This is a genomic window from Marinibacterium profundimaris (genome assembly GCF_002210095.1).
Classification (GTDB): Bacteria; Pseudomonadota; Alphaproteobacteria; order Rhodobacterales; family Rhodobacteraceae; genus Marinibacterium; species Marinibacterium profundimaris.
This window is the reverse complement of sequence record NZ_AQQR01000004.1, coordinates 129100-154790: the sequence shown is the minus strand read 5'-3', so window position 1 is coordinate 154790 and position 25691 is coordinate 129100. Positions and strand designations below refer to the sequence as shown.

The 25691-nt window shown below is 67.3% G+C and carries 22 protein-coding genes; 10 read left to right on the top strand and 12 right to left on the bottom strand.

The genetic code is table 11. The features are described 5' to 3' along the window. Positions 1-43 precede the first annotated feature (43 nt). From ATO3_RS11790 to ATO3_RS11775, 4 genes are all read right to left on the bottom strand, one after another. Positions 44-1219: an acetyl-CoA C-acetyltransferase gene (locus ATO3_RS11790; protein ID WP_088650065.1), complete on the bottom strand. Its 1176-nt coding sequence runs from the start codon at positions 1217-1219 to the stop codon at positions 44-46. A 181-nt stretch (positions 1220-1400) separates the two neighbouring features. After that, the gene (locus ATO3_RS11785) at positions 1401-2303 is read right to left on the bottom strand and encodes an EAL domain-containing protein (RefSeq protein WP_233152119.1); all 903 of its coding nucleotides are present in this window, start codon (positions 2301-2303) and stop codon (positions 1401-1403) included. A 169-nt stretch (positions 2304-2472) separates the two neighbouring features. Beyond that, the gene (locus tag ATO3_RS11780; protein WP_088650064.1) at positions 2473-2829 is read right to left on the bottom strand and encodes a hypothetical protein; all 357 of its coding nucleotides are present in this window, start codon (positions 2827-2829) and stop codon (positions 2473-2475) included. Between the two features lie 355 nt (positions 2830-3184). Further along, positions 3185-3751: a TlpA family protein disulfide reductase gene (locus tag ATO3_RS11775; protein WP_088650063.1), complete on the bottom strand. Its 567-nt coding sequence runs from the start codon at positions 3749-3751 to the stop codon at positions 3185-3187. Between the two features lie 22 nt (positions 3752-3773). Here ATO3_RS11775 and argH point away from each other — a divergent pair, with 22 nt between their 5' ends. From argH to ATO3_RS11750, 5 genes are all read left to right on the top strand, one after another. After that, positions 3774-5165 carry an argininosuccinate lyase gene (gene argH / locus ATO3_RS11770; RefSeq protein ID WP_088650433.1) on the top strand — a complete coding sequence of 464 codons (1392 nt, stop codon included), beginning with the start codon at positions 3774-3776 and terminating at the stop codon, positions 5163-5165. Further along, on the top strand, positions 5162-5380 hold the full coding sequence (locus tag ATO3_RS11765; protein ID WP_088650062.1) for a hypothetical protein: 219 nt from the start codon (positions 5162-5164) through the stop codon (positions 5378-5380). Before argH ends, ATO3_RS11765 begins: the two co-directional genes overlap by 4 nt. A 1-nt stretch (position 5381) precedes the next feature. After that, a complete protein-coding gene (locus ATO3_RS11760; protein ID WP_088650061.1) occupies positions 5382-5699 on the top strand; it encodes a DUF2834 domain-containing protein in 318 nt (105 codons plus the stop codon). Between the two features lie 275 nt (positions 5700-5974). After that, complete coding sequence (gene lysA / locus ATO3_RS11755; protein WP_088650060.1) at positions 5975-7240, top strand: diaminopimelate decarboxylase; 1266 nt, start codon at positions 5975-5977, stop codon at positions 7238-7240. Between the two features lie 33 nt (positions 7241-7273). Next, a complete protein-coding gene (locus ATO3_RS11750; protein ID WP_088650059.1) occupies positions 7274-9895 on the top strand; it encodes a TIGR02302 family protein in 2622 nt (873 codons plus the stop codon). A 194-nt stretch (positions 9896-10089) separates the two neighbouring features. Here the strand turns inward: ATO3_RS11750 and ATO3_RS11745 are convergent, their stop codons facing one another. Next, complete coding sequence (locus ATO3_RS11745; RefSeq protein WP_088650058.1) at positions 10090-10863, bottom strand: zinc-ribbon domain-containing protein; 774 nt, start codon at positions 10861-10863, stop codon at positions 10090-10092. A gap of 174 nt (positions 10864-11037) precedes the next feature. Between ATO3_RS11745 and ATO3_RS11740 the strand changes: the two genes are divergently transcribed. The 4 genes from ATO3_RS11740 to ATO3_RS11725 all read left to right on the top strand — a co-directional run bounded on the left by ATO3_RS11740 (position 11038) and on the right by ATO3_RS11725 (position 14056). Then, the gene (locus ATO3_RS11740; protein ID WP_088650057.1) at positions 11038-11715 is read left to right on the top strand and encodes a cell division ATP-binding protein FtsE; all 678 of its coding nucleotides are present in this window, start codon (positions 11038-11040) and stop codon (positions 11713-11715) included. Further along, positions 11712-12611 (top strand): cell division protein FtsX, encoded by a 900-nt coding sequence (locus tag ATO3_RS11735; RefSeq protein ID WP_088650056.1) that lies wholly within the window; start codon positions 11712-11714, stop codon positions 12609-12611. Before ATO3_RS11740 ends, ATO3_RS11735 begins: the two co-directional genes overlap by 4 nt. After that, positions 12608-13375: a lysophospholipid acyltransferase family protein gene (locus tag ATO3_RS11730; RefSeq protein WP_408630809.1), complete on the top strand. Its 768-nt coding sequence runs from the start codon at positions 12608-12610 to the stop codon at positions 13373-13375. Before ATO3_RS11735 ends, ATO3_RS11730 begins: the two co-directional genes overlap by 4 nt. Before the next feature lie 75 nt (positions 13376-13450). Then, positions 13451-14056, top strand: a complete 606-nt coding sequence (locus ATO3_RS11725) for a pyridoxamine 5'-phosphate oxidase family protein (RefSeq protein WP_088650055.1) — start codon at positions 13451-13453, stop codon at positions 14054-14056. A gap of 134 nt (positions 14057-14190) precedes the next feature. Here ATO3_RS11725 and lpdA read toward each other — a convergent pair whose 3' ends face one another. The 7 genes from lpdA to sucC form a co-directional block, all read right to left on the bottom strand. Then, positions 14191-15645 (bottom strand): dihydrolipoyl dehydrogenase, encoded by a 1455-nt coding sequence (gene lpdA / locus ATO3_RS11720; RefSeq protein ID WP_332888696.1) that lies wholly within the window; start codon positions 15643-15645, stop codon positions 14191-14193. Positions 15646-15802: 157 nt separating this feature from the next. Continuing rightward, positions 15803-16198: an MAPEG family protein gene (locus ATO3_RS11715; RefSeq protein ID WP_088650053.1), complete on the bottom strand. Its 396-nt coding sequence runs from the start codon at positions 16196-16198 to the stop codon at positions 15803-15805. Positions 16199-16373: 175 nt separating this feature from the next. Beyond that, complete coding sequence (odhB, locus tag ATO3_RS11710; RefSeq protein ID WP_088650052.1) at positions 16374-17957, bottom strand: 2-oxoglutarate dehydrogenase complex dihydrolipoyllysine-residue succinyltransferase; 1584 nt, start codon at positions 17955-17957, stop codon at positions 16374-16376. A gap of 4 nt (positions 17958-17961) precedes the next feature. After that, positions 17962-20928 carry a 2-oxoglutarate dehydrogenase E1 component gene (locus ATO3_RS11705; RefSeq protein WP_088650051.1) on the bottom strand — a complete coding sequence of 989 codons (2967 nt, stop codon included), beginning with the start codon at positions 20926-20928 and terminating at the stop codon, positions 17962-17964. 235 nt (positions 20929-21163) lie between these two features. Further along, positions 21164-21916, bottom strand: coding sequence for a hypothetical protein (locus ATO3_RS11700; RefSeq protein WP_088650050.1), 753 nt, complete (start codon positions 21914-21916; stop codon positions 21164-21166). Positions 21917-22050: 134 nt separating this feature from the next. Further along, positions 22051-22935: a succinate--CoA ligase subunit alpha gene (gene sucD / locus ATO3_RS11695; RefSeq protein ID WP_088650049.1), complete on the bottom strand. Its 885-nt coding sequence runs from the start codon at positions 22933-22935 to the stop codon at positions 22051-22053. An 82-nt stretch (positions 22936-23017) separates the two neighbouring features. After that, positions 23018-24211: an ADP-forming succinate--CoA ligase subunit beta gene (gene sucC / locus ATO3_RS11690; protein WP_088650048.1), complete on the bottom strand. Its 1194-nt coding sequence runs from the start codon at positions 24209-24211 to the stop codon at positions 23018-23020. A gap of 408 nt (positions 24212-24619) precedes the next feature. Between sucC and ATO3_RS11685 the strand changes: the two genes are divergently transcribed. Beyond that, positions 24620-25666: a glycosyltransferase family 2 protein gene (locus ATO3_RS11685; protein WP_088650047.1), complete on the top strand. Its 1047-nt coding sequence runs from the start codon at positions 24620-24622 to the stop codon at positions 25664-25666. The last annotated feature ends 25 nt before the right edge of the window (positions 25667-25691 follow it).

Genomic DNA, 25691 nt, shown 5'->3' with positions numbered 1-25691 from the left:
CGCGCAACAAAGTTGCGTGATCCTACAGTGATTTACGCGCAGGTCAGGGCCGCTCAAGGCACATGGCAACGCCCATGCCGCCGCCGATGCACAGCGTGGCAAGGCCCTTCTTGGCGTCGCGGCGCTTCATTTCGTACAGGAGGGTGTTCAGGATGCGGCAGCCCGATGCGCCGATCGGGTGGCCGATGGCGATGGCGCCGCCGTTCACGTTCACGATCGAGGGGTCCCAGCCCATGTCCTTGTTCACCGCGCAGGCCTGGGCGGCGAAGGCTTCGTTGGCTTCGACCAGGTCCAGGTCGCTCACCGACCAGCCGGCCTTGTCCAGCGCCTTGCGCGAGGCATAGATCGGGCCGACGCCCATGATCGACGGGTCGAGGCCCGCGGTCGCGTAGGAGGCGATCCGCGCCAGCGGTTCCAGCCCGCGCTTTTCCGCATCCTCGGCCGACATAAGCAGCACGGCGGCCGCGCCGTCGTTGATTCCGCTGGCATTCGCCGCGGTGACAGAGCCGTCCCTGGTGAAGGCCGGGCGCAGCTTGGCCATGGCGTCCATGGTGGCGCCGTGGCGGATGTATTCGTCCTTGTCCATCACGATGTCGCCCTTGCGGGTCTTGATGGTGAAGGGGATCACCTCGTCGGCGAACTTGCCGGCGTTCTGCGCTGCCTCGGCCTTGTTCTGCGAGGCCACGGCGAATTCATCCTGCTGGTCGCGGCCGATCTGCCATTGCTCGGCGACGTTCTCGGCGGTCTGGCCCATGTGGTAGCCGTTGAAGGCGTCCCACAGGCCGTCCTTGATCATCGTGTCGATGTAGCTCATGTCGCCCATCTTGTGCCCCTGGCGCAGCGCGGCTGCGTGGGGGCTCATCGACATGTTCTCCTGGCCGCCGGCGATGACGATGCCGGCATCGCCCAGCTGGATGTGCTGTGCGCCAAGCGCCACGGCGCGCAGGCCCGAGCCGCAGACCTGGTTGATGCCCCAGGCGGCGGCCTCTTTCGGCAGGCCCGCGTTGATATGTGCCTGGCGCGCGGGGTTCTGGCCCTGCGCGGCGGTCAGCACCTGGCCGAGGATGGTTTCCGAGATCTCTTCCTTGGCCACGCCGGCGCGCTCGACCACCGCCTCGATCACCGCGGCGCCCAGGTCATGGGCCGGGGTGTTGGCGAAGGATCCAAGAAAGCTGCCGACGCCGGTGCGTGCAGCCGATGCGATTACAACATTGGTCATGAGTTCCGTCCTCTACCATGCCGGCGGAGGCCGATGGCAGACCGCTGATCGTCAAACCCCCGCCCGTCCATGCCGGAATATCGAATTAACCGCCCAGCGGCAACGGTCAGCGTGTCTCAGTCAGCGGTAACGGCACAACGCCGCGGCCCGGTGTCGTTGATCGCGGCGGGTGTGGCAGGGTTCAGGCGCGGTGGCGATGCGCTTTGCGGCTGGCCCAGGGCGGGCGCAGCGTGGGCGCGCCATAAAGGTGCCCTTGCGCGCAATCCACGCCCAGCCGGGTCAGAACCTCGGCGTCGCGCGTATCCTCGACCCGTTCGGCGACGGTGAACATGTCGAAGCGCCGGGCGATGTCGACCAGCGCGGCGGTCAGGACCTGGTTGTCCGGATTGGCGTGAATACCGCGCACGAATTGCCCGTCAATTTTGGCCAGGTCGAAATCAAGGTCGCGGAAATGGCGAAAGGCAATTGTCCCGGCACCGAAATCATCCAGCGCAAAGGCGATTCCCTTCAACTGCAGTTCGGATATGAAGCCGGCGACCACGTCCGGGATGACAAAGGCGGAATGCTCGCTGATTTCCAGAATCAGCCGCGCGCCCAGATCGGGATGGCGTTTCAAAGCCCGGTCCAGCACCTGCATCCATTGGCTGCAGCCGATGGACCGCGTGGACACGTTTATCGACAGCCGGATATCGGACACCCGCGCCAGGGCTTTCAGCGCGGTCTCCAGGCTGATGCGGTCGATCATCCGACCCAGCTCGGTCGGGTCGATCACGTCGATGAAATCGCGTGCCGGGATCACCCGGCCGGCCGGATCCAGCAGCCGGATCTGGCCTTCGTAGAACGCCGTGGCCTGCGGCGCGCGCAGGCCCATAACTGGCTGGTAGGCCAGCATCGTGTCGCCGCGCAGCAGGGCTTCGCGCACGATGTCCAGCGTTGTGTCATCGTTCCCGGCGGTCGCCCTGTCCGGGACCATGTCCGGGACGGCGTCCTCCGCCACGTCGTCCCGGGCGGGCCCTGTCGCGGCCGACGCAGAGGTCCCGTGGCCAAACGTCATGTCGGGTGTCGTGTCGGATCGCGCGGTCATCTGGTGCTCTTGCCGAAGATCGGGAGCATGATTGGCGGCGACTGGTAAAGGTCCGCTTAAACGCGGATTTCTCGGAAAATTCGATGCGACATGCCCAAGTTATCACACAGGCAACGCGATCCCGTCAGGGCGGAGGCAGTCAGCCGCCGCCCGTGGTGGGCCGGCCTGCTCAGACCGTCTGGTTGCGCAGGTCGGACCGGACGGGTGCGTCGTCCCGAAGGAAGGCCAGCGCCGCCTCGCGTGTGTCGAAGATGCGCGCCTCGAGCGTGGCGAGGCTGTTCAGCGCGTCGCCCAGGACCCTGGAATAGATCCGCCCGGGCCCCGTCGGTGCCAGCATGGCAATTCGTTTTTTCCAGCCCGACCGCAGGTAGGCCCCGCGCATCAGCTGCGCCAGGTTGTTCAGCTCCTCCCGCTCCAGGACAAGCTCGGTGATGTCGCTGTAATCCCGAAACTCGCCCAGCTCGGCGATTTGCCGCGGCGTGTCCTCAAGCGCGTCCAGGTCGTTCAGGATGCAACCGCGGGTCACGCGGCCACAACATGTCATTTCGATAAGGTTTTCATCCGCATTCAACTCGTAAGTGCAAGGCATGCATTTTGTCTCACTATGCTCTTTTGGGTGAAAGTTCACAGCTGCCTACAACCACAAAACGTACCAAATTCGATAAAAGCTGTCTTCCCTTTTCTCCGGAGAGAGCCGGTTGGCGTTGCGTCAATTTCGGCCTGCACCAATTTGGGGCCTTTTGGTGCCGGGCCGTATTTCACCTGTCACCGCCCATGACAGGGCATTACCCGGTCAACCGCCGGGTAGCCGGACATAAGGGGATGGCACATCGAAACCGGAGAAGCCGCCGGGATACAAGCGGACCCTGAGGTCCGACGGATCAGTCGCCGGGGCTGTCCAGCAGTTCGGCAAGAATCGCCCGCGCGCTGTCGGAATGCCAATCGGCATCGCCCTGCAGGCGCGCGATCTCTTGTCCCTGCGGGTCGATCAGCACGGTGATCGGCAGGCCCAGAACGGCCATCTCGCGCGCCACCTGCTGGCGCGGATCCTGGTGGCGGGGCAGGTTGTCGACCCCGGCCTCTTCGAAGAACTTCACGATGCCGGTGGGCGAATTGCGCCCCGTGGCCAGGGTCACCACCTCGAAATCGTCGCCGCCGAACTCGGCCTGCAGCGCGGAAAGCTGCGGCATTTCCTTGCGGCAGGGGGCGCACCAGGTGGCCCAGAAATTCAGAAGGATATACTTGCCTTCATAGTCGGCCAGCGTGCCTTCGCCACCGTCTTCAAGCGTGAAGGCGGCCACGGCTATCGGCTTCGGCTCGGAATGGAAGGACAATTTCTTCATGTCCCCGTCCCGCAGCGCCTCCAGCGTGGGTATATCGGCGGCAACGGCGGTATTTGCACCAAGCGCCAGCGCGGTATAGACGAGCGCGATCAGGACCTTTTTCATGTTTCCTCCGAAGGAAAGCGCGATGACCGAGACGAAATCGAACCAGATGTGGGGCGGCCGCTTTGCAGCCGGCCCGGACGCGATCATGGAGGCGATCAACGCCTCGATCGGGTTCGACCGACGCCTCGCGGCGCAGGATATCGCCGGTTCGCGCGCCCATGCGGCGATGCTCGCGGCGACCGGCATCCTCACTGATAAGGATGCCGAGGCGATCCGGGAAGGACTTCTCACAATCTTGTCAGAGATCGAGGCGGGGGAATTCACCTTCTCCACCGCGCTGGAAGACATCCACATGAACGTGGAGGCCCGCCTGAAGGAGATCATCGGCGAACCCGCCGGGCGCCTGCACACCGGCCGGTCGCGCAACGACCAGGTCGCCACCGATTTCAAGCTGTGGGTCCGCGATCAGCTGGATGCGGCGGACGCGGGGCTGACCGCGCTGATCGAGGCGCTGCTGGTGCAGGCCGAGGCCGGCGCCGATTGGGTCATGCCCGGCTTCACCCACCTGCAGACCGCGCAGCCGGTCACCTGGGGCCACCACATGATGGCCTATGTCGAGATGTTCGGCCGCGACCTCGGCCGTGTCCGCGATGCGCGCCGCCGGATGAACGAAAGCCCGCTGGGGGCCGCGGCGCTGGCCGGCACCTCCTTCCCGATCAACCGCGACATGACCGCCGAGGCGCTTGGCTTCGACCGGCCCGCGGCAAATTCGCTCGACGCCGTGTCGGACCGCGACTTCGCGCTGGAATTCCTGGGCGTCGCCTCGATCTCGGCCATGCACCTGTCGCGCTTCGCCGAAGAGCTGGTGATTTGGTCGTCGGCCCAGTTCCGCTTCGTCACCCTGTCGGATCGCTTCTCTACCGGCTCCTCGATCATGCCGCAGAAGAAGAACCCCGACGCGGCCGAGCTGATCCGCGCCAAGATCGGCCGGATCTTCGGTGCCAACGTGGCGCTGATGACGGTGATGAAGGGCCTGCCGCTGGCCTATTCCAAGGACATGCAGGAGGACAAGGAACAGGTCTTCGACGCCGCCGACAACTGGATGCTGGCGCTGGCCGCGATGGAGGGCATGGTCCGCGACATGTCCGCCAACCGCGAGAGCCTGGCGGCCGCCGCAGGCTCCGGCTTTTCCACCGCGACGGATCTGGCCGACTGGCTCGTCCGTGTCCTGGGCCTGCCCTTCCGCGAGGCGCATCACGTGACCGGCAGCCTTGTGGCACTGGCCGAATCCCGTGGCTGCGACCTGCCGGACCTGTCGCTGGAGGACATGACGTCGGTCCATTCCGGGATCACGGCAGAGGTCTTCGACGTGCTGGGCGTGGACAATTCGGTCAACTCGCGTACATCCTATGGGGGAACCGCGCCGGCGCAGGTCCGGACGCAGATCGCCCGCTGGAAGGAGATCCTGGGATGACATCCCGCCGCCCCGCCGCCCTGATGGCCGCAGCCGCGCTTGTGCTGGCGGCCTGTGGTGCCGACGGCGTGCCCCAGACCCCGCCAACGCCCCCCGACCGCATCCCGACGCCGCAGACGCGGACCAACGTCGGGATCGAACTGTCGACCTCGGGCTATGCCTCGGTCGGTGTCGGGATCAACCGCGGGCCCGCCACCCTGGCGCTTGGGTTCTGAGATGTCGGTGTTGCGGCTGATCTACCTTGGGTTGGCGATCTGGGGTGCGGTGCATCCGATGATGTGGTTCGTGCGCTGGTTCCAGGCCGAGGGCTGGGACATCATGGCCATGGTCGACGCCTGGCACGCCAACATGGCGACCACCGGGCTGGTCTGGGACCTGACCATCGCCGCCGTGACGCTGACGGTCTTCGTGATCTCCGAGGTCGCGGTGCGCCGCAACTGGATCGCCTTGCTGGCGATCCCGGCGACCTTCTGCATCGGGGTCAGCTGCGGATTGCCGCTTTACCTGTTCCTGCGCAGCCGGCCCGTGCAGTGAACCCGCGCCGTGGCTGGGCGCCCTGACCCGAGGGGGTGTGGGGTAGCTGGCGTCGTGGCGGAGTATTTTTGTCCAAGAAGAAGCAGAAGAGGGGACGCATTGTCCTGACGGGGCGCGTGTGGCCGGTGGTGTGTCGGAGTATTTGGGCAAAGATGAAGGACCTGGGTGCGCGCTTGGGGCAGGGCGGGGCCTGATTGCGGGACGTGGGGGGCTTGGAGCGGTTGCGGTGTGATGGCCGTTGATTTGGCGCGCGGCATTGCGTAAGCGCCGGGACCATGGATCACTTCTTGTACCGCGACGGCGTCCTGCACGCCGAGGACGTCCCCGTGGCCGATATCGCGGCCGCTGTCGGAACGCCGTTCTACCTGTATTCCACCGCCACGCTGCTGCGGCACTACCGGCTTTTCGACGAGGCGCTGGAGGGCACCGACCACCTTGTCTGCTACGCGATGAAGGCCGCTTCGAACCAGGCGATCCTGAAGACGCTGGCAGCGGCGGGTGCCGGGATGGACGTGGTCTCGATGGGGGAATACCTGCGCGCCAAGGCCGCCGGTGTGCCGGGCGACAGGATCGTCTTCTCCGGCGTCGGCAAGACCGAGGACGAGATCGCCTGCGCGCTGGACGGCGGGGTCCGCCAGTTCAACGTCGAGAGCGAGCCGGAGATGGCCGCGATCTCGCGCGTGGCCGTGCAGATGGGCAAGGTCGCGCCGATCACCATCCGGGTGAACCCGGATGTCGATGCCAGGACCCATGCCAAGATCGCCACCGGCAAGTCCGAGAACAAGTTCGGCATCCCGATCGCGCGCGCGCGCGAGGTCTATGCGATGGCGGCCGGCCTGCCCGGGTTGAAGGTGGTGGGAATCGATGTCCATATCGGATCGCAGCTGACCGAGCTTGCCCCCTTCGAGACCGCCTATAAAAAAGTCGCCGATCTGACCGCGCAACTTCGTGCCGACGGGCACGACATCCGCCGGCTCGACCTTGGCGGGGGCCTGGGCATTCCCTACACCCGGTCGAACGAGGCGCCGCCGCTGCCGGTGGATTACGGGGCGATGATCCGCGACACGCTGGGCCACCTGGGCTGCGAGATCGAGATCGAGCCGGGCCGCCTGATCGCCGGCAACGCGGGCATCATGGTCAGTCGCGTGATCTACCTGAAATCCGGCGAGGGGCGCGATTTTCTCATACTGGACGGGGCGATGAACGATCTGATCCGCCCCGCCATGTACGAGGCGCACCATGATATCGTCCCCGTGACCGAACCCGTCCCGGGCGCCGAACAGCAGCCCTATGACATCGTCGGGCCGGTCTGCGAAAGCGGCGATACCTTCGCAAAGGGGCGCATGATGCCGCCGCTGGCCGAGGGCGATCTGGTGGCCTTCCGCAGCGCCGGCGCCTACGGCGCGGTCATGTCCAGCGAGTACAATTCGCGCCTGCTGATCCCCGAGGTTCTCGTTAACGGGGATCAATTCGCGGTTATCCGCCCAAGGCCGACCTTTGACGACATGATAAATCGCGATACGCTTCCCCAGTGGCTTTGACGCTATCCCGCGCCAGAGCACCTGGAGAGATTGATGCCCTCGACCGACCGCTCCGCCTCTGCGCTGCGTGATCTTCGCCGTCCGCTCTTCCTGACCCGGCTGGGCCTGGCCGCCGAACGCATGTGGCGGGCCTTCTGGCCGGCGCTGTCGATCGTCATGGTCGTGCTGGCCTGTCTGATGCTGGGCCTGCAGGACCTGATGGCGGTGGAAATCGTCTGGGGCGCGGCGGTGGTCTCGGTGATTGGGCTGGCCGTGACGCTGGTGCGCGGCATCCTGCGCTTCCGCCTGCCGTCGCGGGCCGAGGCGCTCGCGCGGCTCGACGCGACGATGCCGGGCCGCCCGATCCAGGCGCTGATCGACGAACAGGCGATCGGCGGGGACGACCCCGCCTCGATCGCCGTCTGGCAGGCGCACCAGGCCCGGATGAAGGCGCGCGCCGCCTCGGCCCGCGCGCCGCAGCCGAACCTGCGCATCGCCGCGCGCGATCCCTATGCGTTGCGCTATGTCGCGGCGCTGTTCCTTGCCGTGGGGCTGATCTTCGGGTCGGTCCTGCGCGTGCAATCGGTGGCCGAGATGACGCCGGGCGGCAGCGCCCGGGCCGCGGCAGGCCCGTCGTGGGAAGGCTGGATCGAGCCGCCGCGCTATACCGGCCTGCCGACGATCTACCTGGCCGACGTGCAGGGCGATACGCTCGAGATCTCCGAAGGCGCCCGGATCACTTTGCGCTTCTACGGCGAGGTCGGCGCGCTGACGCTGTCGGAAACCGTCTCGGGCCGGACCGAGGATCTGCCCTCGGCCAGCGCGCCGAGCCAGGATTTCACCGTGACCCGCGCCGGCGAGATCACCATCGACGGGCCCGGCGGGCGCAGTTGGCAGGTCGCCGTGATCGACGACGACGACCCGCATGTGGACATCACCGCTCCGCCGGAAACCGAGGCCGCCGGCCAGATGAGCCTGCCTTTCGCCGCCTCGGACGATTACGGCGTGGTCTCGGGCTCCGCGACCATCGCGCTGGACCTCGACGCGATCGACCGGCGCCACGGGCTGGCGATCGACCCCGAGCCGCGCGAGGCGATCATCGTCACGCTGCCGATGCCCATCGCCGGCGACCGCCGCGCCTTTTCCGAAAGCCTGATCGAGGATTTCTCGGAACACCCCTTCGCCAACCTGCCGGTGACCTTCACGCTGCAGGTCGAGGACGAGACCGGCCAGACCGGCACGACCGAGGCGTTTTCCCATGTGCTCCCCGCCCGCCGGTTCTTTGACCCGCTGGCGGCGGCGATCATCGAACAGCGCCGCGACCTGCTGTGGAACCGCGACAATGCCGGCCGGATCTCGCAGATCCTGCGCGCCGTGTCGCACCGGCCCGAGGACGTCTTCCGCTCCGATACCGCCTACCTGCGGCTGCGCGTGATCCTGCGACGGCTGGAGCTGTTCGACGATTACGGCATCACCGACATGCAGCAGGAGGAGCTCGCCCAGGCGCTCTGGGACCTGGCGCTGATCCTCGAAGAGGGCGACCTGGGCGATGCGCTGGAACGGCTGCGCCGCGCGCAGGAACGCCTGGCCGAGGCGATGCGCAACGGCGCGTCCGACCAGGAGATCGCCGAGCTGATGCAGGAGCTGCGCGAGGCGACGGACGACTACATGCGCCAGCTGTCGCGCCAGGCCCAGCAGGACGGTCAGGACGGCGACCAGAACCAGCAGATGTCCGAGAATTCCATGCAGATGACGCAGGATGACCTGCAGCGCATGATGGACCGGATCCAGGAGCTGATGGAACAGGGCCGCATGGCCGAGGCAGAACAGGCGCTGCGCGAGCTTCAGCAGATGATGGAGAACATGCGCGTCACGCAGGGCCAGGGACAGGGCCAGCAATCCGAGGGCCAGCAGGCCATGGAAGGCCTGGCCGAGACGCTGCGCGACCAGCAGGGCCTGTCGGACGAAGCCTTCCGCGACCTGCAGGAGCAGTTCAACCCGGGCGAAGGTCAGCAGGGGCAACAGGGCCAGCAAGGTCAGCAGGGCCAGGGACAGCAAGGCCAGGGCCAGCAACCGGGCCAGGGCCAGCAACCGGGCCAGGGCCAGCAACCGGGCCAGGGCCAGGGACAGGGCAACCCGCAAGGCCAGGCGCAGGGACCCGGTCAGGGCCAGCCCGACGCCGACACCCTGGCCGAACGCCAGCGCGCCCTGCGCGACGAGCTGAACCGCCAGCAGCAGAACCTGCCCGGCGCCGGCACGCCCGAGGGCGACGCGGTGCAGCGCTCGCTCGACCGCGCCGGCCGCGCCATGGACCAGGCCGAGGAGTCGCTGCGCGAGGATGACCTCGCCGGGGCGATCGACAACCAGGCCGAGGCGATGGATGCGCTGCGCGAGGGCATGCGCGAGCTGGGCGACCAGATGGCGCAGCAACAGCAGCAGAACGGCCAGCCCGGCCAGGGCAATTCGGAAGGCGATCGCCAGGCCCAGAACCGTGACCCTCTCGGCCGCGACCAGGGCTCCAACGGCTCGCTCTCGACGGATGAATCGCTGCTGCAGGGCGAAGACGTCTATCGCCGCGCGCAAGAGCTTCTGGACGAGATCCGCCGCCGCTCCGGCGATGGCGAACGCCCCGACGTGGAGCTCGACTACCTCCGCCGCCTGCTCGAACGCTTCTGACCGCCGGGCGGCCCCGCTCGCCCGGCCTTCCGGCACGGTCTCGCCTCCTGCAGCGCGCCGGTGCCACCCCGCGCTGCGGCCCATGTCTTCACCTTGGAAAAATACCTCCGGGGGAGTCGCCGCAGGCGACGGGGGCAGCGCCCCCAGACCCCGCGCTCAACCCGCCCCGTCCGCCGGACCGGGGCACGGCCCGATCAGCCCGAAAAGCTCTTCACCTGCGCATCCAGCCACAGCCGGACCCGGTCCACGCCGTTGACCAGCCCGTTCAGGAAGGCGTCCAGCACCGGCACCTTCTGCGACAGCATCGGCGCATTCGCATACAGCAGCACCAGCAGCACCGCCAGGATCAGCATGGTCGCGAACCCGCGCGAGAACCCGTTGCGCCGCGGCGCCTCGGCCTCGTCGTCCTCGTCATAGACCACCCGGCGCGCGACCGACCGGCTGTTCTCGGACCGAAGGGTAGAGTTGATCTCCTCGATATCCGGCAGCAGGTCGCGGCGCGACGATCCCACCGGGTCCTCCATCGGATCGCTCTGGCGGGCCGGCTGGGTCCGGTTGCGGGCGCGGGTGGCGGGGCTTTCGGGCGCGGGATCTTCCAGCCCAAGGTCAGGCTGGCTTTCCAGAGGCTCCGATCCGCGCAGCCGTGCCTCATGCGCGGCCTCCTGCCTCAGGATATCGGCGATCCCGGGGTCAAGCTCCCGGCGGGCGCGCTCCGCCTCGCTCGCCGGAGGTTCCGGCGCATCGCCGCCCTCGCCGTAATCCCCGTAATCTTCGTCCACGGCCTCCTCAGGCCCGGGGGGCACGGCCGCCGCGGCCCGCTCGGCGGTGTCCGGGTCCATGGCATGGTCGGGATGGGGCTGGAACCAGGTTACGCCACAATTGGAGCATTGCACGTCACGCCCGTCCTGCGGGATGACCTCCGCAGGAACCTCGTACTGGGCGCCGCAATTCGGGCATGTGATCCGCATCCTGCCTCCGCTCCGCTGGCTGCGGTCCGTCGCCGCAACAGGCTTGTCCCCTCCGGCGTTAGACGATTCCGCAATCACCGGCAATTCCCGGCACCGATTCCGTCCGCCAAAGTCGCGCCATTGCAACTGCTTTGCGGCTGAGGCATGACTTTCCGCAAAGCGAGAGGGGCAGACGTGATCGAGCTGGAGCAGGTGGGCTATTCCTATGGCGGGGCCGAGTTGTTCGGCGATGTCTCGCTGCAGCTGGCGCCCGGATCATTTCACTTCCTCACCGGCCCCTCGGGGGCAGGCAAGACGACCTTCCTGCGGCTGCTCTACGGGGCGCTCAGCCCGACCTCGGGGCGGGTCCGGATCTTCGACACCGACCTTGCGGCGCTGGACCGCGACGGGCTGGCCCGGATGCGGCGGAGGATCGGGGTCGTGCACCAGGATTGCCAGTTCCTCGACCACCTGCCGCTGATCGACAACCTGGCCCTGCCGCTGACGGTCTCGGGCCGCGATGTGGCCGCCGAGGCCGACAACCTGGCCGAACTGATGCACTGGGTGGGCCTGTCCTCGCGCGCCGAGGCCCTGCCGCCGGAACTGTCGGGCGGCGAGCGCCAGCGCGCGGCGCTGGCCCGGGCGATCATCATGTCGCCCGACGTGATCATCGCGGACGAACCCACCGGCAATGTCGACTGGGACATGTCGCAGCGCCTGCTGCAGCTGCTGATCGAACTCAACCGCATGGGCAAGACGGTGGTGATGGCCAGCCACGATCTTGCCCTGATCCGCGCCACCAAAAGCAAGATCCAGGCGCGCGTTCTGCGGATCTCCAAGCGCAGGCTGACCACGGCGGGGGCGGACCTATGAAGGTGACCGACCTGCGCGCGCTGGTGCTGGGCGATGCCCAGGCCGACCGGGTGGTGCCGCCGACGGGATTCACCGCGCGGCTGACGCTCTTTGCCTCGGGCGCGATGGCCTTCCTGGCCGTCTTCGCCATGGCGCTGTCGATGGCCTCGGGCCGCCTCGCGACCCGCTGGTCCGAAGAGCTGGCCCGGTCGGCCACTGTCCGCATCTCGGCCCCCGACGACCAGATGGCGGCGCAGACCGACCTGACCCTGCGGCTGTTGCGCCAGACCCCGGGCGTGCAATCCGCCCGCGCCTTCACCGACGAGGAACAGGCCGCGCTGCTGCTGCCCTGGTTCGGCCCGGATCTGCCGATCGACACGCTGCCCGTCCCCCGCCTGATCGAGGTGATCGAGACGGCCGAGGGCTTCGACGCGGCCGGGCTGCGCCTGCGGCTGCAGGCCGAGGTGCCGGGCGCGGTGCTTGACGACCACACGCGCTGGCGCCGGCCGCTGGTGGTCGCGGCCGACCGGCTGCGCCTGCTGGGCTGGATCTCGATCCTGCTGATCGGCGGGGCGATGGCGGCGATGATCACGCTGGCCGCCAATTCCGCGCTGGCCGCCAACCGACAGGTGATCGAGGTGCTGCGGCTGGTGGGCGCGCAGGACGGCTATATCGCCCGCGCCTTCGTGCGCCGCTTTACCCTGCGCGGGCTGATCGGCGCCGCGGCAGGTGTGGCCGCCGGGCTGCTGGGCATCTTCTTCCTGCCCAGTGTCTCGGACGAGGGCGGGTTCCTCACCGGGCTGGGCTTTTCCGGGGCGGGCTGGCTCTGGCCGCTGGTGATCCCGCCGCTGGCCGCCGTGGTCGCCTGCCTTGCCACGGGCTTCGCCGCCCGCCGCACGCTGAGGTCGCTGTCATGAGCTTCAACACCGCTCCCACCGGGCTGCGCGGCGCGGTCCGCTGGGTCGTTTCGCTGATCTTCACGGTGCAGATGTATCTCGTGATGCTGATCCTGGGTATCGTCTTCGCGCCCTGGGCGATCGTCTCGCCCGAGGGCGCGCGCAAGGCCTGCAACCTCTATTGCCACTGGGTCTTCTGGACCGCGCGCTGGATGGTCGGCATCCGCACCGAATTGCGCGGCCCGGTCCCGCAGGGCGAGGTGCTGATCGCGGCCAAGCATCAGTCCTTCCTCGATATCCTGATCCTGTTCGAGGCCCTGCCGCGCCCGAAATTCATCATGAAACGCGAGCTGATGTGGACGCCGGTCATCGGCGTCTATGCCAAGCGCCTGGGCTGCGTGCCGGTCGACCGGGGCAAGCGCGGCGCGGCCATCGCGCGCATGATCGAGGACGTGGCCCATGGCCGCGCCGATCCCGGCCAACTGGTGATCTACCCGCAGGGGACCCGCGTCGCGCCGGGCAAACACGTGCGCTACAAGTCCGGCGCCGCCGTGCTTTACACCCAATTCGCGCACAGCTGCGTGCCGACGGCGACGAACGTGGGCCTTTTCTGGCCGCGCAAGGGCATCATGAAACACCCCGGCACGGCGGTGGTCGAGATCCTGGAAACCATCCCGCCGGGCGTCGAAACCGCCGCCTTCATGACCCGCCTGGAAACCGAGATCGAAACCGCCAGCGACGCGCTGATGGCCGAGGCGGGCTTCGCCCCGGACCGCGCCGCCTGAGCCGACGGGGACCTGCATCTGAGCCGTCCCGGTGCGGGGGCGGACCGTAACGCGCCAAACAGGGAGCCGCGCCCCATGGACTACATCACCGATCTTTCCGCGCTCGAGGCGCTTTACGGTCAGCCCGGCCAGCCCGCCTTGCGCAAGGTGGTGACCCGGATGACGCCGCTCTATCGTCAGTGGATCATGGCCTCGCGCCTGTGCATCCTGGGCACGGTGGGGCCCGAGGGCACCGATGGCAGCCCGCGCGGGGACGATGGCCCCGTGGTGCAGGAGCTGGACGACACTACGCTGGCGCTGCCGGACTGGCGCGGCAACAACCGGCTGGATTCGCTGCGCAACATCGTCCGCGACGGGCGCGTGTCGCTGATGTTCCTGGTGCCGGGGTCGAACAACGTGGTCCGCGTGAACGGGACGGCGCGGCTGACCGCCGATGCCGGGCTGTGCGCCCGGTTCGAAAAGGGCGGCAAGCAGCCCGCGACGGTGATCGTGGTGTCGATTTCGGAGATCTACAGCCAGTGCGCCCGCGCGCTGATGCGCGCCAGGACCTGGAAAAGCGGCGACGAAAGCGCGGACCTGCCCACGGTGGGGGCGCTTCTGGCCGAGGCCTCCTCGGGCGAGGAGGGCGGGGCGGCCTATGACGCGGAGTGGCACGGGCGCGCGGAAAAGACCATGTGGTGAGCGCCATGGCCGAGGGGTTGCGGCGCCTGACGGCGCCGCCCGGGGCCGGAGGCTTCGCCTCCGGCCGGCTCAGAGGACGCAAAAGGGCCGCCCCGCAGGGCGGCCCTTTTGCTTTTTCGGACAGCACGGCGCGATCAGCTGTGGATCGGGCCGTCGCCGCAGGCCAGGGCCGCTTCGCGCACCGCCTCGGAATAGGTCGGGTGCGCGTGGCAGGTCAGCGCCAGGTCCTGCGCCGCGGCGCCGAATTCCATCGCCACGCAGATCTCGTGGATCAGGTCGCCCGCCGCCGGGCCGATGATATGGGCGCCGAGGATCCGGTCGGTTTCCGCATCGGCCAGGATCTTCACGAACCCTTCGGCGGCAAAGATCGCCTTGGCCCGCGCGTTGCCCATGAACGAGAACTTGCCCACCTTGTACTTGCGGCCCGCCTCCTTGAGGCTTTCCTCGGTCGCGCCCACGTTCGACACCTCGGGGTGGGTGTAGATCACGCCCGGGATCACGTCGTAATTCACGTGGCCATGCTTGCCGGCGCAGACCTCGGCGACGGCCATGCCCTCGTCCTCGGCCTTGTGGGCCAGCATCGGGCCGGCGATGCAGTCGCCGATCGCGTAGATGCCTGGAACCGAGGTCTGCCAGTGGGCATCGACCTCGACCTGGCCGCGATCCGTCAGCTTCACGCCCAGAGTGTCCAGCCCCAGGCCTTCGGTGTAGGGCTTGCGGCCGGTGGCGACGAGGACGGTCTCCGCCTCGATCTCGTGCTCGCTGTCGTCCTTGCGCAGCTTGTAGCTCACCCTGGCCTTGCCGCCCTCGGCTTTGGCCGATTGCACGGCGGCGCCCATGACGAAGTTCAGCCCCTGTTTCTTCAGCATCCGCTGGAACTGGCGCTGCACCTCGGCATCCATGCCGGGCGTGACCACGTCGAGATATTCGACCACCGTCACCTCGGCGCCGAGGCGGGCATAGACCGAGCCCAGTTCCAGCCCGATGACGCCGGCGCCGATCACCACCATCGACTTCGGCTTGTCCTTCAGCGACAGCGCGCCGGTGGAGGTGACGATGGTTTCCTCGTCGACCTCGACGCCGGGCAGGCTGGCGGGAACCGAGCCGCTGGCGATGATGATCGACTTGGCCTCGTGCACCTCGTCGCCGACCTTGACCTTGCCGGCCTCGGGGATCGAGCCCCAGCCCTTCAGCCAGGTGATCTTGTTCTTCTTGAACAGGAATTCGATGCCGCCGGTGTTGCCGTTCACGACATCCTGCTTGTAACTCTGCATCTGCGCCCAGTCGACTTCGGGTTTTTCGACCTTCAGGCCCATGGTGGCGAAGTTATGCTCGGCCTCGTGGAGTTCATGGGTGGCATGCAGCAGGGCCTTGGACGGGATGCAGCCGACATTCAGGCAGGTGCCGCCGAGCGTCTCGCGCCCCTCGACAACGGCGGTCTTCAGGCCGAGTTGCGCGCAGCGGATGGCGCAGACATAGCCGCCGGGGCCGGCTCCGATGACGATGACGTCGTATTCTGCCATTTGGGTCGTCCTTTCTGTTTGGTGGGGAAGGGGGCGCTGCCCCCTCTGGGCCTGTGGCCCATTCACCCCCGGAGGTATTTTTGCAAAGATGAAGATATGGGGCGGGTCATGGGACCCCCGGACCGTGGTGTCCGGCGCGACGCGGGATGGCGGCGTGCAGCGCAAGAGAGGGCCCCGCGCCGGTTGCAGCGCGTTCTGGTGAAGTGGCCGGCCGGGTCCCGCATCACGCCACCAGCCCGGCGATCAGCATCACCAGCGTCGCCAGGAAGCCGACCGCCCAGATCAGCGAACGTCCGGGGGCGAGCCCCGCGACATAGGCCGGCACATAGGCGATGCGCGCCGCCAGGTAGACCCAGCCACAGATGGCGGTGAGCGGCGAGGTGGCCTCGCCCAGCACCACCACCACGACGGCGATGGTGAAAAGGATCAGCCCTTCGAAATGGTTGTTCAGCGCGCGTTGCAGGCGCCCGGCGGTGCCGGTCAGCTGGCGGGGTTCGTCCCGCGGCGAGGCGGCGTATTTCGAGCCGACCTGTTTCTGCGCGGCAATCGAATAGGCACCGAACTGCGCCACCTGCAGCAGCGCGGCCAGGGCCAGGGCGGTGAGTTCGGGTGAGGTCATGCGCCTGTCCCTGCTGCGGCGGGTGTCGCGTGCGGTGGGGTGAAACCCCACCCTACACGGGCATCACCCACGGCCCGGGCGGGGGCATTTCCGTCCGGGCCAGCGGTGATCCTGTCATGTCTGGCCGTGCATGTTGCCATGGGCGGTCGGGCGGGGTCTCCCCCGCCGCTCCCTGTTACAGATCCATCAGCAGCCGGCGCGGATCCTCGAGCGCTTCCTTGACGCGCACCAGGAAGGTCACCGCACCCTTGCCGTCGACGATACGGTGGTCGTAGCTGAGCGCCAGGTACATCATCGGGCGGATCTTGATCTCTCCGCCGATGACCATCGGGCGTTCCTGGATCTTGTGCATGCCCAGGATCCCCGATTGCGGCGGGTTCAGGATCGGCGAGGACATCAGCGAGCCGTAGACACCGCCGTTCGAGATGGTGAAGGTGCCGCCCTGCATTTCCGCCATCGACAGCTTGCCGTCGCGGGCGCGCTTGCCCTTCTCGTTGATCGCCTTCTCGATTTCCGCGAAGGACATCGAATCCGCATCGCGGATCACCGGCACCACTAGGCCCTGCGGCGTGCCCGCGGCGATCCCCATGTGCACGAAGTTCTTGTAGACGATGTCGGTGCCGTCGATCTCGGCGTTGACCTCGGGGACCTCTTTCAGCGCGTGGCAGCAGGCCTTGGTGAAGAAGGACATGAAGCCCAGCCGCACGCCGTGCTTCTTTTCGAACAGGTCCTTGTATTCGTTCCTGAGCGCCATGACCTCGGTCATGTCGACCTCGTTGTAGGTGGTCAGGATCGCGGCGGTGTTCTGCGCATCCTTCAGGCGGCGGGCGATGGTCTGGCGCAGGCGGGTCATCTTGACCCGTTCCTCGCGGCTTGCATCCTCGGCCGGAACCGGGGCGCGCGGCGTGGGGGCGGGCCCGGATTTCGACGCATCCGGCGCCGAGGCGGCGGCCGCCACGGCCTTGGCCACGTCGTCCTTCATGATGCGGCCGTCGCGGCCGGTGCCGGTGACCTTGTCGGCCGAAATCCCGGCCTCGGCCATCGCCTTCTTGGCCGACGGCGCGTCTTCGACATCCGAGCGGCCCGAGCCTTTCGGCGCCTCGGCGGCAGCCGGCGCGTCAGAGCCGGAATCGTCGGATTTCGCGGCCGGCGCGGCGCCGGAGGAGGAGATCACGCCCAGCTTGGCCGAGGCATCCACGGTCGTGCCCTCGGGCGCGGTGATCTCGGCCAGCACGCCGGCGGAGGGGGCGGGCACCTCGACCGAGACCTTGTCGGTTTCGAGCTCGCAGAGCATCTCGTCCTGTTCGACGCTGTCGCCCACGGCCTTGAACCAGGTCGACACGGTCGCTTCGGAGACGCTTTCGCCCAGGGTCGGGACCATCACGTCGACGCTGTCGCCGCCCGGGGCATCCTTGGACGCCTCCTTGGACCTGGTGTCCGGGCTGCCCTTGACCTCTTCGACGTATTCCGCGTCCTGCTCGGTCTTTTTCGCGCTGGCGCTGGGGGTCTCGGACGCTTCGCCGCCCTCGGCGATCGTGGCCAGCAGGGCGTCGACGCCCACGGTCTCGCCTTCGGCGGCGACGATCTCGCCCAGGGTGCCGGCAGAGGGCGAAGGCACTTCGACGGTGACCTTGTCGGTCTCCAGCTCGCAGAGCATCTCGTCCACGGCGACGGCATCGCCGGGCTTCTTGAACCAGGTGGCGACCGTGGCCTCGGTGACGGATTCGCCCAGGGTGGGCACGCGCACTTCAGTGGTCATGTCTTCAGTTTCCTTTGATCGTCAGCGCGTCGTTCACGAGCGCTTCTTGCTGTGCCTTGTGCTGGCTGGCGAGACCCGTCGCGGGCGAGGCCGAGGTCGCGCGGCCCACGTAGACGGGACGCTTGTGAACCGCGTCCGTGCGGCCCAGCACCCATTCGATATTCGGTTCGATGAAGCTCCAGGCGCCCTGGTTCTTGGGTTCTTCCTGGCACCAGATCATCTCGGCCTGCGGGAAGCGCTCCAGCTCCTTGACCAGCGAAATCGCCGGGAAGGGATAGAACTGCTCGATCCGCAGCAGGTAGATGTCGTCGATCCCGCGGGCGTCGCGTTCTTCGAGCAGGTCGTAGTAGACCTTGCCCGAACACATGACGACGCGCTTGATCTTGGCGTCGGCCACCAGCGTCGTGTCCGAATTGCCGTGCTCGGCATCGTCCCACAGAACGCGGTGGAAGCTGGATCCGGTGGTGAATTCCGACGCCTTGCTGACCGCCAGCTTGTGGCGCAGCAGCGATTTCGGCGTCATCAGGATCAGCGGCTTGCGGAAGGACCGGTGCAGCTGCCGGCGCAGGATGTGGAAGTAGTTCGCCGGCGTCGTGCAGTTCGCCACGATCCAGTTGTCCTGCCCGCACATCTGCAGGAAGCGTTCCAGCCGGGCCGAGCTGTGTTCCGGGCCCTGGCCCTCGTAGCCATGCGGCAGCAGCACCACGAGGCCCGACATCCGCAGCCATTTCGATTCGCCAGAGCTGATGAACTGGTCGAACATGATCTGCGCGCCGTTGGCGAAATCGCCGAACTGGCCTTCCCAGAGCGTCAGCGCGTTGGGCTCGGCCAGCGAATAGCCGTATTCAAAGCCCAGCACCGCGTATTCCGACAGCATCGAATCGATGACTTCGTAATGCGCCTGGCCCGCGCGGATGTTGTTGAGCGGGTAATACCGCTCTTCCGTCTCCTGGTTGATCAGGGCCGAATGCCGCTGCGAGAACGTGCCCCGCGCCGAATCCTGCCCCGCCAGCCGGACCGGATAGCCCTCGGTCAGCAGAGAGCCGAAGGCCATGGCCTCGCCGGTGGCCCAGTCAAAGCCCTCTCCGGTCTCGAACATCTGGGTCTTGGCCTCGATCAGCCGCGACACGGTGCGGTGCGCCGGAAACCCTTCGGGCAGGCGGGTCAGGGCGGTGCCCAGATCCTTCAGCGTGTCCTCGCTGATCGCCGTCTCGCCGCGCACGTATTCCTCGCCGTGGCGATCCAGGTGCGACCAGCGCCCGTCCAGCCAGTCGGCCTTGTTGGGCTTGTAATCCTTGCCGGCCTCGAACTCCTCGTTCAGGTGCGACTGGAAGGCGGCCTTCATGTCCTCGATCTCGCCCTCGGGGATGAGGCCATCCTTGACGAGACGTTCGGTATAAAGGCTCAGCGTGGTCTTGTGGGTCTTGATCTTCTTGTACATCACCGGGTTGGTGAACATCGGCTCGTCGCCTTCGTTGTGACCGAAGCGGCGGTAGCAGAAGATGTCGATGACCACGTCCTTGCGGAACTTCTGGCGGAATTCGGTCGCGACCTTGGCGGCATGCACGACCGCCTCCGGATCGTCCCCGTTCACGTGGAAGATCGGCGCCTCGACCATCAGCGCGATATCCGTCGGATAGGGCGAGGTGCGCGAGAAATGCGGCGCCGTGGTAAAACCGATCTGGTTGTTCACGATGATATGGATCGTGCCGCCGGTGCGGTGGCCGCGGATACCCGACAGCTGCAGGCATTCCGCCACCACGCCCTGGCCGGCAAAGGCCGCGTCGCCATGCAGAAGGATCGGCAGCACCGCGGTGCGCTCGTCATCGTGCAGCTGGTCCTGCTTGGCCCGCGCCTTGCCCAAAACGACCGGGTTCACCGCCTCCAGGTGCGACGGGTTCGCGGTCAGCGAAAGGTGCACCGTGTTGCCGTCGAATTCCCGGTCGCTCGACGCGCCGAGGTGGTATTTCACGTCGCCCGACCCGTCGACATCCTCGGGCTTGAAGCTGCCGCCCTGGAATTCGTTGAAGATCGCGCGGTAGGGCTTTTGCATCACGTTGGCCAGGACCGACAGGCGGCCGCGGTGCGGCATGCCGATGACGATCTCTTTCACCCCGAGGTTGCCGCCCCGCTTGATGATCTGCTCCATCGCCGGGATCAGGCTTTCACCGCCGTCCAGGCCAAAGCGCTTGGTGCCCATGTACTTGACATGCAGGAACTTTTCAAAGCCCTCGGCCTCGACCATCTTGTTGAGGATGGCGCGCCGGCCCTCGCGGGTGAACTGGATCTCCTTGCCCAGCCCCTCGATCCGTTCCTTCAGCCAGCTGGCCTGTTCGGGATCGGAAATATGCATGTACTGCAGTGCGAAGGTGCCGCAATAGGTGCGTTTCACGATCTCCAGGATCTGCCGGAGCGAGGCGACCTGCAGGCCCAGGACGTTGTCCAGGAAGATCGGCCGGTCCATGTCGGCATCGGTGAAGCCGAAGGTCTTCGGCTCCAGCTCGTGGTGGTTGGTCATGTCGCGCATGCCCAGCGGATCGAGATCGGCGGCCAGGTGGCCCCGGATCCGGTAGGCGCGGATCAGCATCAGCGCGCGGACACTGTCCAGCACGGCCTGCTTGACCTGCTCGTCCGAGACTTCGACCCCGGTGGACTTCGCCTTGTCCTTGATCTTCTTCGCGGCGGCCTTGGCCTCTTCGGGCGGGGCTGCGGGCCAGTCGCCGGTCAGCGCCGCGGTCAGGTCGTCGCCGGGCATCGGCGGCCAGTCGGCGCGCGCCCAGGACGGGCCCGTGGCCTCTTTCTTCACGTCGGTTTCCGCATCGCCGAGCGCCTTGAAGAACTCGGCCCAGGCGGCATCGACCATATTGGGGTCGTTGGCATACTGGGCATAAAGCTGTTCAAGGTATTCCGCGTTGTGCCCCTGCATGAAGGAAGAGGCATGGAACAGGTCGTTCGGGCTTTGGTCGGTCATGTGTGGACCTCGTGAAGGTTGGGACCGGGGGTCGAGAGGCGGGCGGGGCGGCGCAACGCGCGATGGCGGGGCAGGCCGGGGCGCGCGTCGAGGCACAGGGCCGGTGCCCTGTCCTGAGGCCGCGCCGGGTGGCCGGTGCCGTGTCGGAGTATTTGAGACAAAGATGAAGCAGGGGACGCCGCGCCGATGCGGCGGGCGGTCTGCGGGGCAGGGGCCGGGCTATCCGGAGCGGGGATCACAGGAATTGCACCGTCACGCCGCTGCCGAAGCCGCCGACGCAGCTGGTGCCGGTCGACGAGGTGTAATGCACCCAGGCCTGGCGGGATGCGTTGACGGTGAAGCCGCTGCAGCTGTCGATGGTGCCGGACGGGCTGCCGTTGGTCACGCCGCCGGGATAGAGCGATTGCGCCAGGCCGCGCACGGCGGTGTCGGCATCGCTGACGCTGGCGAATTCCGAACGGAACACGCAGTGGCCGGCGGGCAGGATCTGGGCGCGGACGTTGTTCTTGGTGAAGAGGCGGTTGCCGCCTTCGTTGCCGCCATCGGCCCAGCCGGCCGACATCAGCAGCTGCGCGGCCTGGGCGGCGTTGCCGGCGGCGCGCAGGCAATTGCCCATGCCCTCCGCCTGCGCGGCGCTGTCGGTGGAGCGGCTGTCGGCGTCGTAGCCGGCGGCAAGGCCGAGGCCCACGGTGCCGGCGACCAGGCCGGCCGAATTGACGCCCGCGCTGGTGCCCGCGGCGGTGCCTGCGCCGGCGGCGCCCGCGGCACTGCCCGCCGAGATGGCCGAGGATGTGGCGGCGGCGCCGGCCGAGACCGCGCTGCTGCCGGCGGAGACGGCAGTTCCGGCCAGGTTGGCCGCGCCCGAGGCCGCGGTGCCCGCGACACTGGCCGTGGTCGAAACGGCGCTGCCGGCGACATTGGCCACCGTGCCGACGACCGATCTCCGGCCGCAGCCGGACAGAACGACGGCCGCGCTTAGCGCGGCCATTGTGGCGACAACAAGCGGGCGACGCCCGCGCGGGCGCCGGGCCCGAACCTTAACGAATTGTGAATCTGCCGCCATAACCCATTGAATCTCCTCATGTGCCGGGGTGTCCCACGCGTGGGACACCCCGTCGGTGCTTAGCCCTTGATGGCCTCCAGAACGGCCTCTCCCAGGCCCGCGGGGCTGTCGGCGACGACGATACCGGCGGATTTCATCGCCTCGATCTTGTCGTCCGCGCCGCCCTTGCCGCCGGCGACGATCGCGCCCGCGTGGCCCATGCGGCGGCCCGGAGGCGCCGTACGGCCGGCGATGAAGCCGGCGGTGGGCTTCCAGCGGCCCTTCTTCTTTTCCTCCGCCAGGAAGGCGGCGGCGTCTTCCTCGGCCGAGCCGCCGATCTCGCCGATCATGATGATCGCCTCGGTCTCGTCATCGGCCAGGAACCATTCCAGCACGTCCAGATGCTCCGTCCCCTTGATCGGGTCCCCGCCGATGCCGACACAGGTCGACTGGCCCAGGCCCACGTCGGTGGTCTGTTTCACGGCCTCATAGGTAAGCGTGCCCGAGCGGGAAACCACCCCCACCTTGCCGCGCTTGTGAATGTGGCCGGGCATGATGCCGATCTTGCAGGCGTCGGGCGTGATCACGCCGGGGCAGTTGGGCCCGATCAGGACCGACTTGCTGTCATTCAGGGCGCGTTTGACCTTCATCATGTCGAGCACCGGGATGCCCTCGGTGATGCAGACGATCAGCTCCATCTCGGCGTCGATGGCTTCCATGATCGAATCCGCCGCGAACGGGGGCGGCACGTAGATCACCGAGGCGTTGGCGCCGGTCACGTGCTTTGCTTCGTGGACCGAATTGAAGACGGGCAGACCGATGTGTTCCATTCCGCCTTTGCCCGGGGTCACGCCGCCGACCATCTTGGTGCCATAGGCGATGGCCTGTTCGGTGTGGAAGGTGCCTTGCGAGCCGGTGAGGCCCTGACAGATCACCTTTGTGTTTTCGTCGACGAGGACTGCCATTGTGGCGTTCTCCTTTTTGTGGCGGGCTGGCCGCCAATTCCGTTCGGTGTGGCGGGGCAGGCCCCGCCCTGCAAATCTCGGCTCAGCCCTTGACGGCCTTCACGATCTTCTCGGCGCCGTCCTTCAGGTCGTCCGCGGCGATTACGTCCAGGCCGGAATTCGCGATGATGTCCTTGCCCTTCTCGACGTTGGTGCCTTCCAGGCGCACGACCAGCGGGACCTGCAGGCCGACCTCTTTCACCGCGGCGATCACGCCCTCGGCGATGACGTCGCAGCGCATGATGCCGCCGAAGATGTTGACCAGGATGCCCTTCACGTTGGGGTCCGAGGTGATGATCTTGAACGCCTCGGTCACCTTCTCCTTCGTGGCGCCGCCGCCGACGTCGAGGAAGTTGGCCGGTTCCGCGCCGTAGAGCTTGATGATATCCATCGTCGCCATGGCCAGGCCCGCGCCGTTGACCATGCAGCCGATTTCACCGTCGAGCGCGATGTAGTTCAGATCGTACTTGGAGGCCTCGAGCTCTTTCGGATCCTCTTCCGTCGTGTCGCGCAGGTCGGCGATGTCGCCGTGGCGGTAGATGGCGTTGCCGTCAAAACCCAGCTTGGCGTCCAGCACCTTCAGATCGCCCTTGTCGGTCACGATCAGCGGGTTGATCTCGAGCATCTCCATGTCCTTCTCGACGAAGGCCTTGTAAAGCAGGCCCATCAGCGAGACGCATTGCTTCACCTGCGCGCCCTTGAGGCCCAGCGAGAAGGCGATGCGGCGGCCGTGGAACGGCTGGTAGCCGGTGGCCGGATCGACGGAGAAGGACAGGATCTTCTCAGGCGTGCTTGCTGCGACCTCCTCGATGTCCATGCCGCCTTCGGTCGAGCAGACGAAAGAGATCCGGCTGGTCACGCGATCGACCAGAAGCGCCAGGTAAAGTTCCGTCTCGATGCCCGAGCCGTCTTCGATATAGATGCGGTTCACCTGCTTGCCGGCGGGGCCGGTCTGGTGCGTGACCAGGGTGCGGCCGAGCATCTTCTTGGCTTCCTCGGCGGCTTCTTCCACCGATTTGGCGATGCGCACGCCGCCCTTTTCGCCTGCATCGGCCTCTTTGAAGGAGCCCTTGCCACGGCCGCCGGCGTGGATTTGCGCCTTGACCACCCAGAGCGGGCCGTCCAGTTCGCCTGCCGCGGTCTTCGCCTCATCCGCCTTGAGAACGACCCGACCGTCCGAGACCGGCGCGCCGTAGCTGCGCAACAGCGCCTTTGCCTGGTATTCGTGGATGTTCATGGAAATCCGTCCCGTCTTGCTTGCGTTGGCTCACCTATAAGCCTGCATGGCGCACGGGTTTAAAGAATTTATTGCCGCAGGACGGATTTCGGCGAAAAAAATCCAATTTTGTGATCACACGATTTCTGGGTGTGATCACAAGCGTCGGGATGGCGGGTCGAAGCTGATTCGCGGTCGCCCGGGAATGCCACGCCCCGGGTGTCGGGCCGGGGCGGGTCAAAGCCCGGGCGGGAGGGGGACGTTGCGTCGTCCTCTCCGCGTCATAAAGGGCGAATGGCACGGCGGCGGTCATCGGTCGCGCCTCGGCGCAACAAAACAGTGCGGAACTGCAGCGCTGTCGCGGCTCTGGCGATGTCTGCCGGAACAGGAGGCTTGGTGTGTCAATAGCGCGCAGTCTAGCATCGTGACATGGACACCGATACCGCGTCGACACCGCCCCGGTGGGGCATTGCCTCCATGGTCAGCGAGCCGGAGCCGCTGATCCTGGCCTTCGTGGCGCATTGGCTGGAGCTGGGCGCCAGCCGCATCACGCTGTACTTCGACACCGCGGCGCCGGCGATCGGGCGGCGGCTGGAGCGGATCCCGGAATGCGAGGTGATCCAGTGCGATGCCGCCTTCTGGGGCGCCTCGCCGCTGGACCGGCCGGCGCTGAAGGTGCATCGGCAGGCCGACAACCTGAACCGCAGCTACCGCGAGAGCGACCTGGACTGGATGGTCCATGTGGATGCGGATGAATTCCTGGTGCCCGACCAGCCGCTGGCGCAGATCCTGGCCGGGATGCCCGACGATGTGGATGTCGTCTCGATGCCCGTGGCCGAGCGCATGTATGACGGCGCGCCGGAACCGGACACGATCTTCGGCGGGGTGTTTCGCCGCTCGCACCGCGCCCGCCTGGCGGAGGAGGTCGCGCGGATCGACGGGCCGGTGGCCGCCTACCTCGACCGCGGACTGGCGGGGTATCCCGGGGTCAAGTCGGCCACGCGGGTCGGGCGACCGCTGACGCTGGGCATTCACGGGCCGGACGAGGTGAGGGCGGTGCGGCGGGTGATCCTCAGGCAGGCGCATCTGCTGCATTTCGACGGGCTGACGCCGGGGCACTGGATCTGGAAGAAACGCCGCTTCATCGCGCAGCGCAAGGACCTGTCGGGGCTGCGCCCGTCGATCCGGACGCAATGCGAGGCGATCGCGGCGGCCGGCGAGGCCGAGGCGCTGGCGCTGCACGACCGGATCAAGGTGCTGGATGCGGACCGGTTGCGGGCGCTGGAGGCGCTGGGGCTGATCCTGCGGCCGGGTCTGGACCCGCGGCAGGCGGCCTGGGACCGGTTCGGGCGCGCGGGGCAGGATTTCACGCCGAAGGGCTTCGCCTACGAGGACATCGCCTTTTCGCCCTTCTCGATCCTGCATCACCTGCGCAGCCGGGCGCGCAACCTGAAGCGGCGGCTTTTGCCGGGCTGAGCCGGTTCAACGAAAAAGGCCGGGC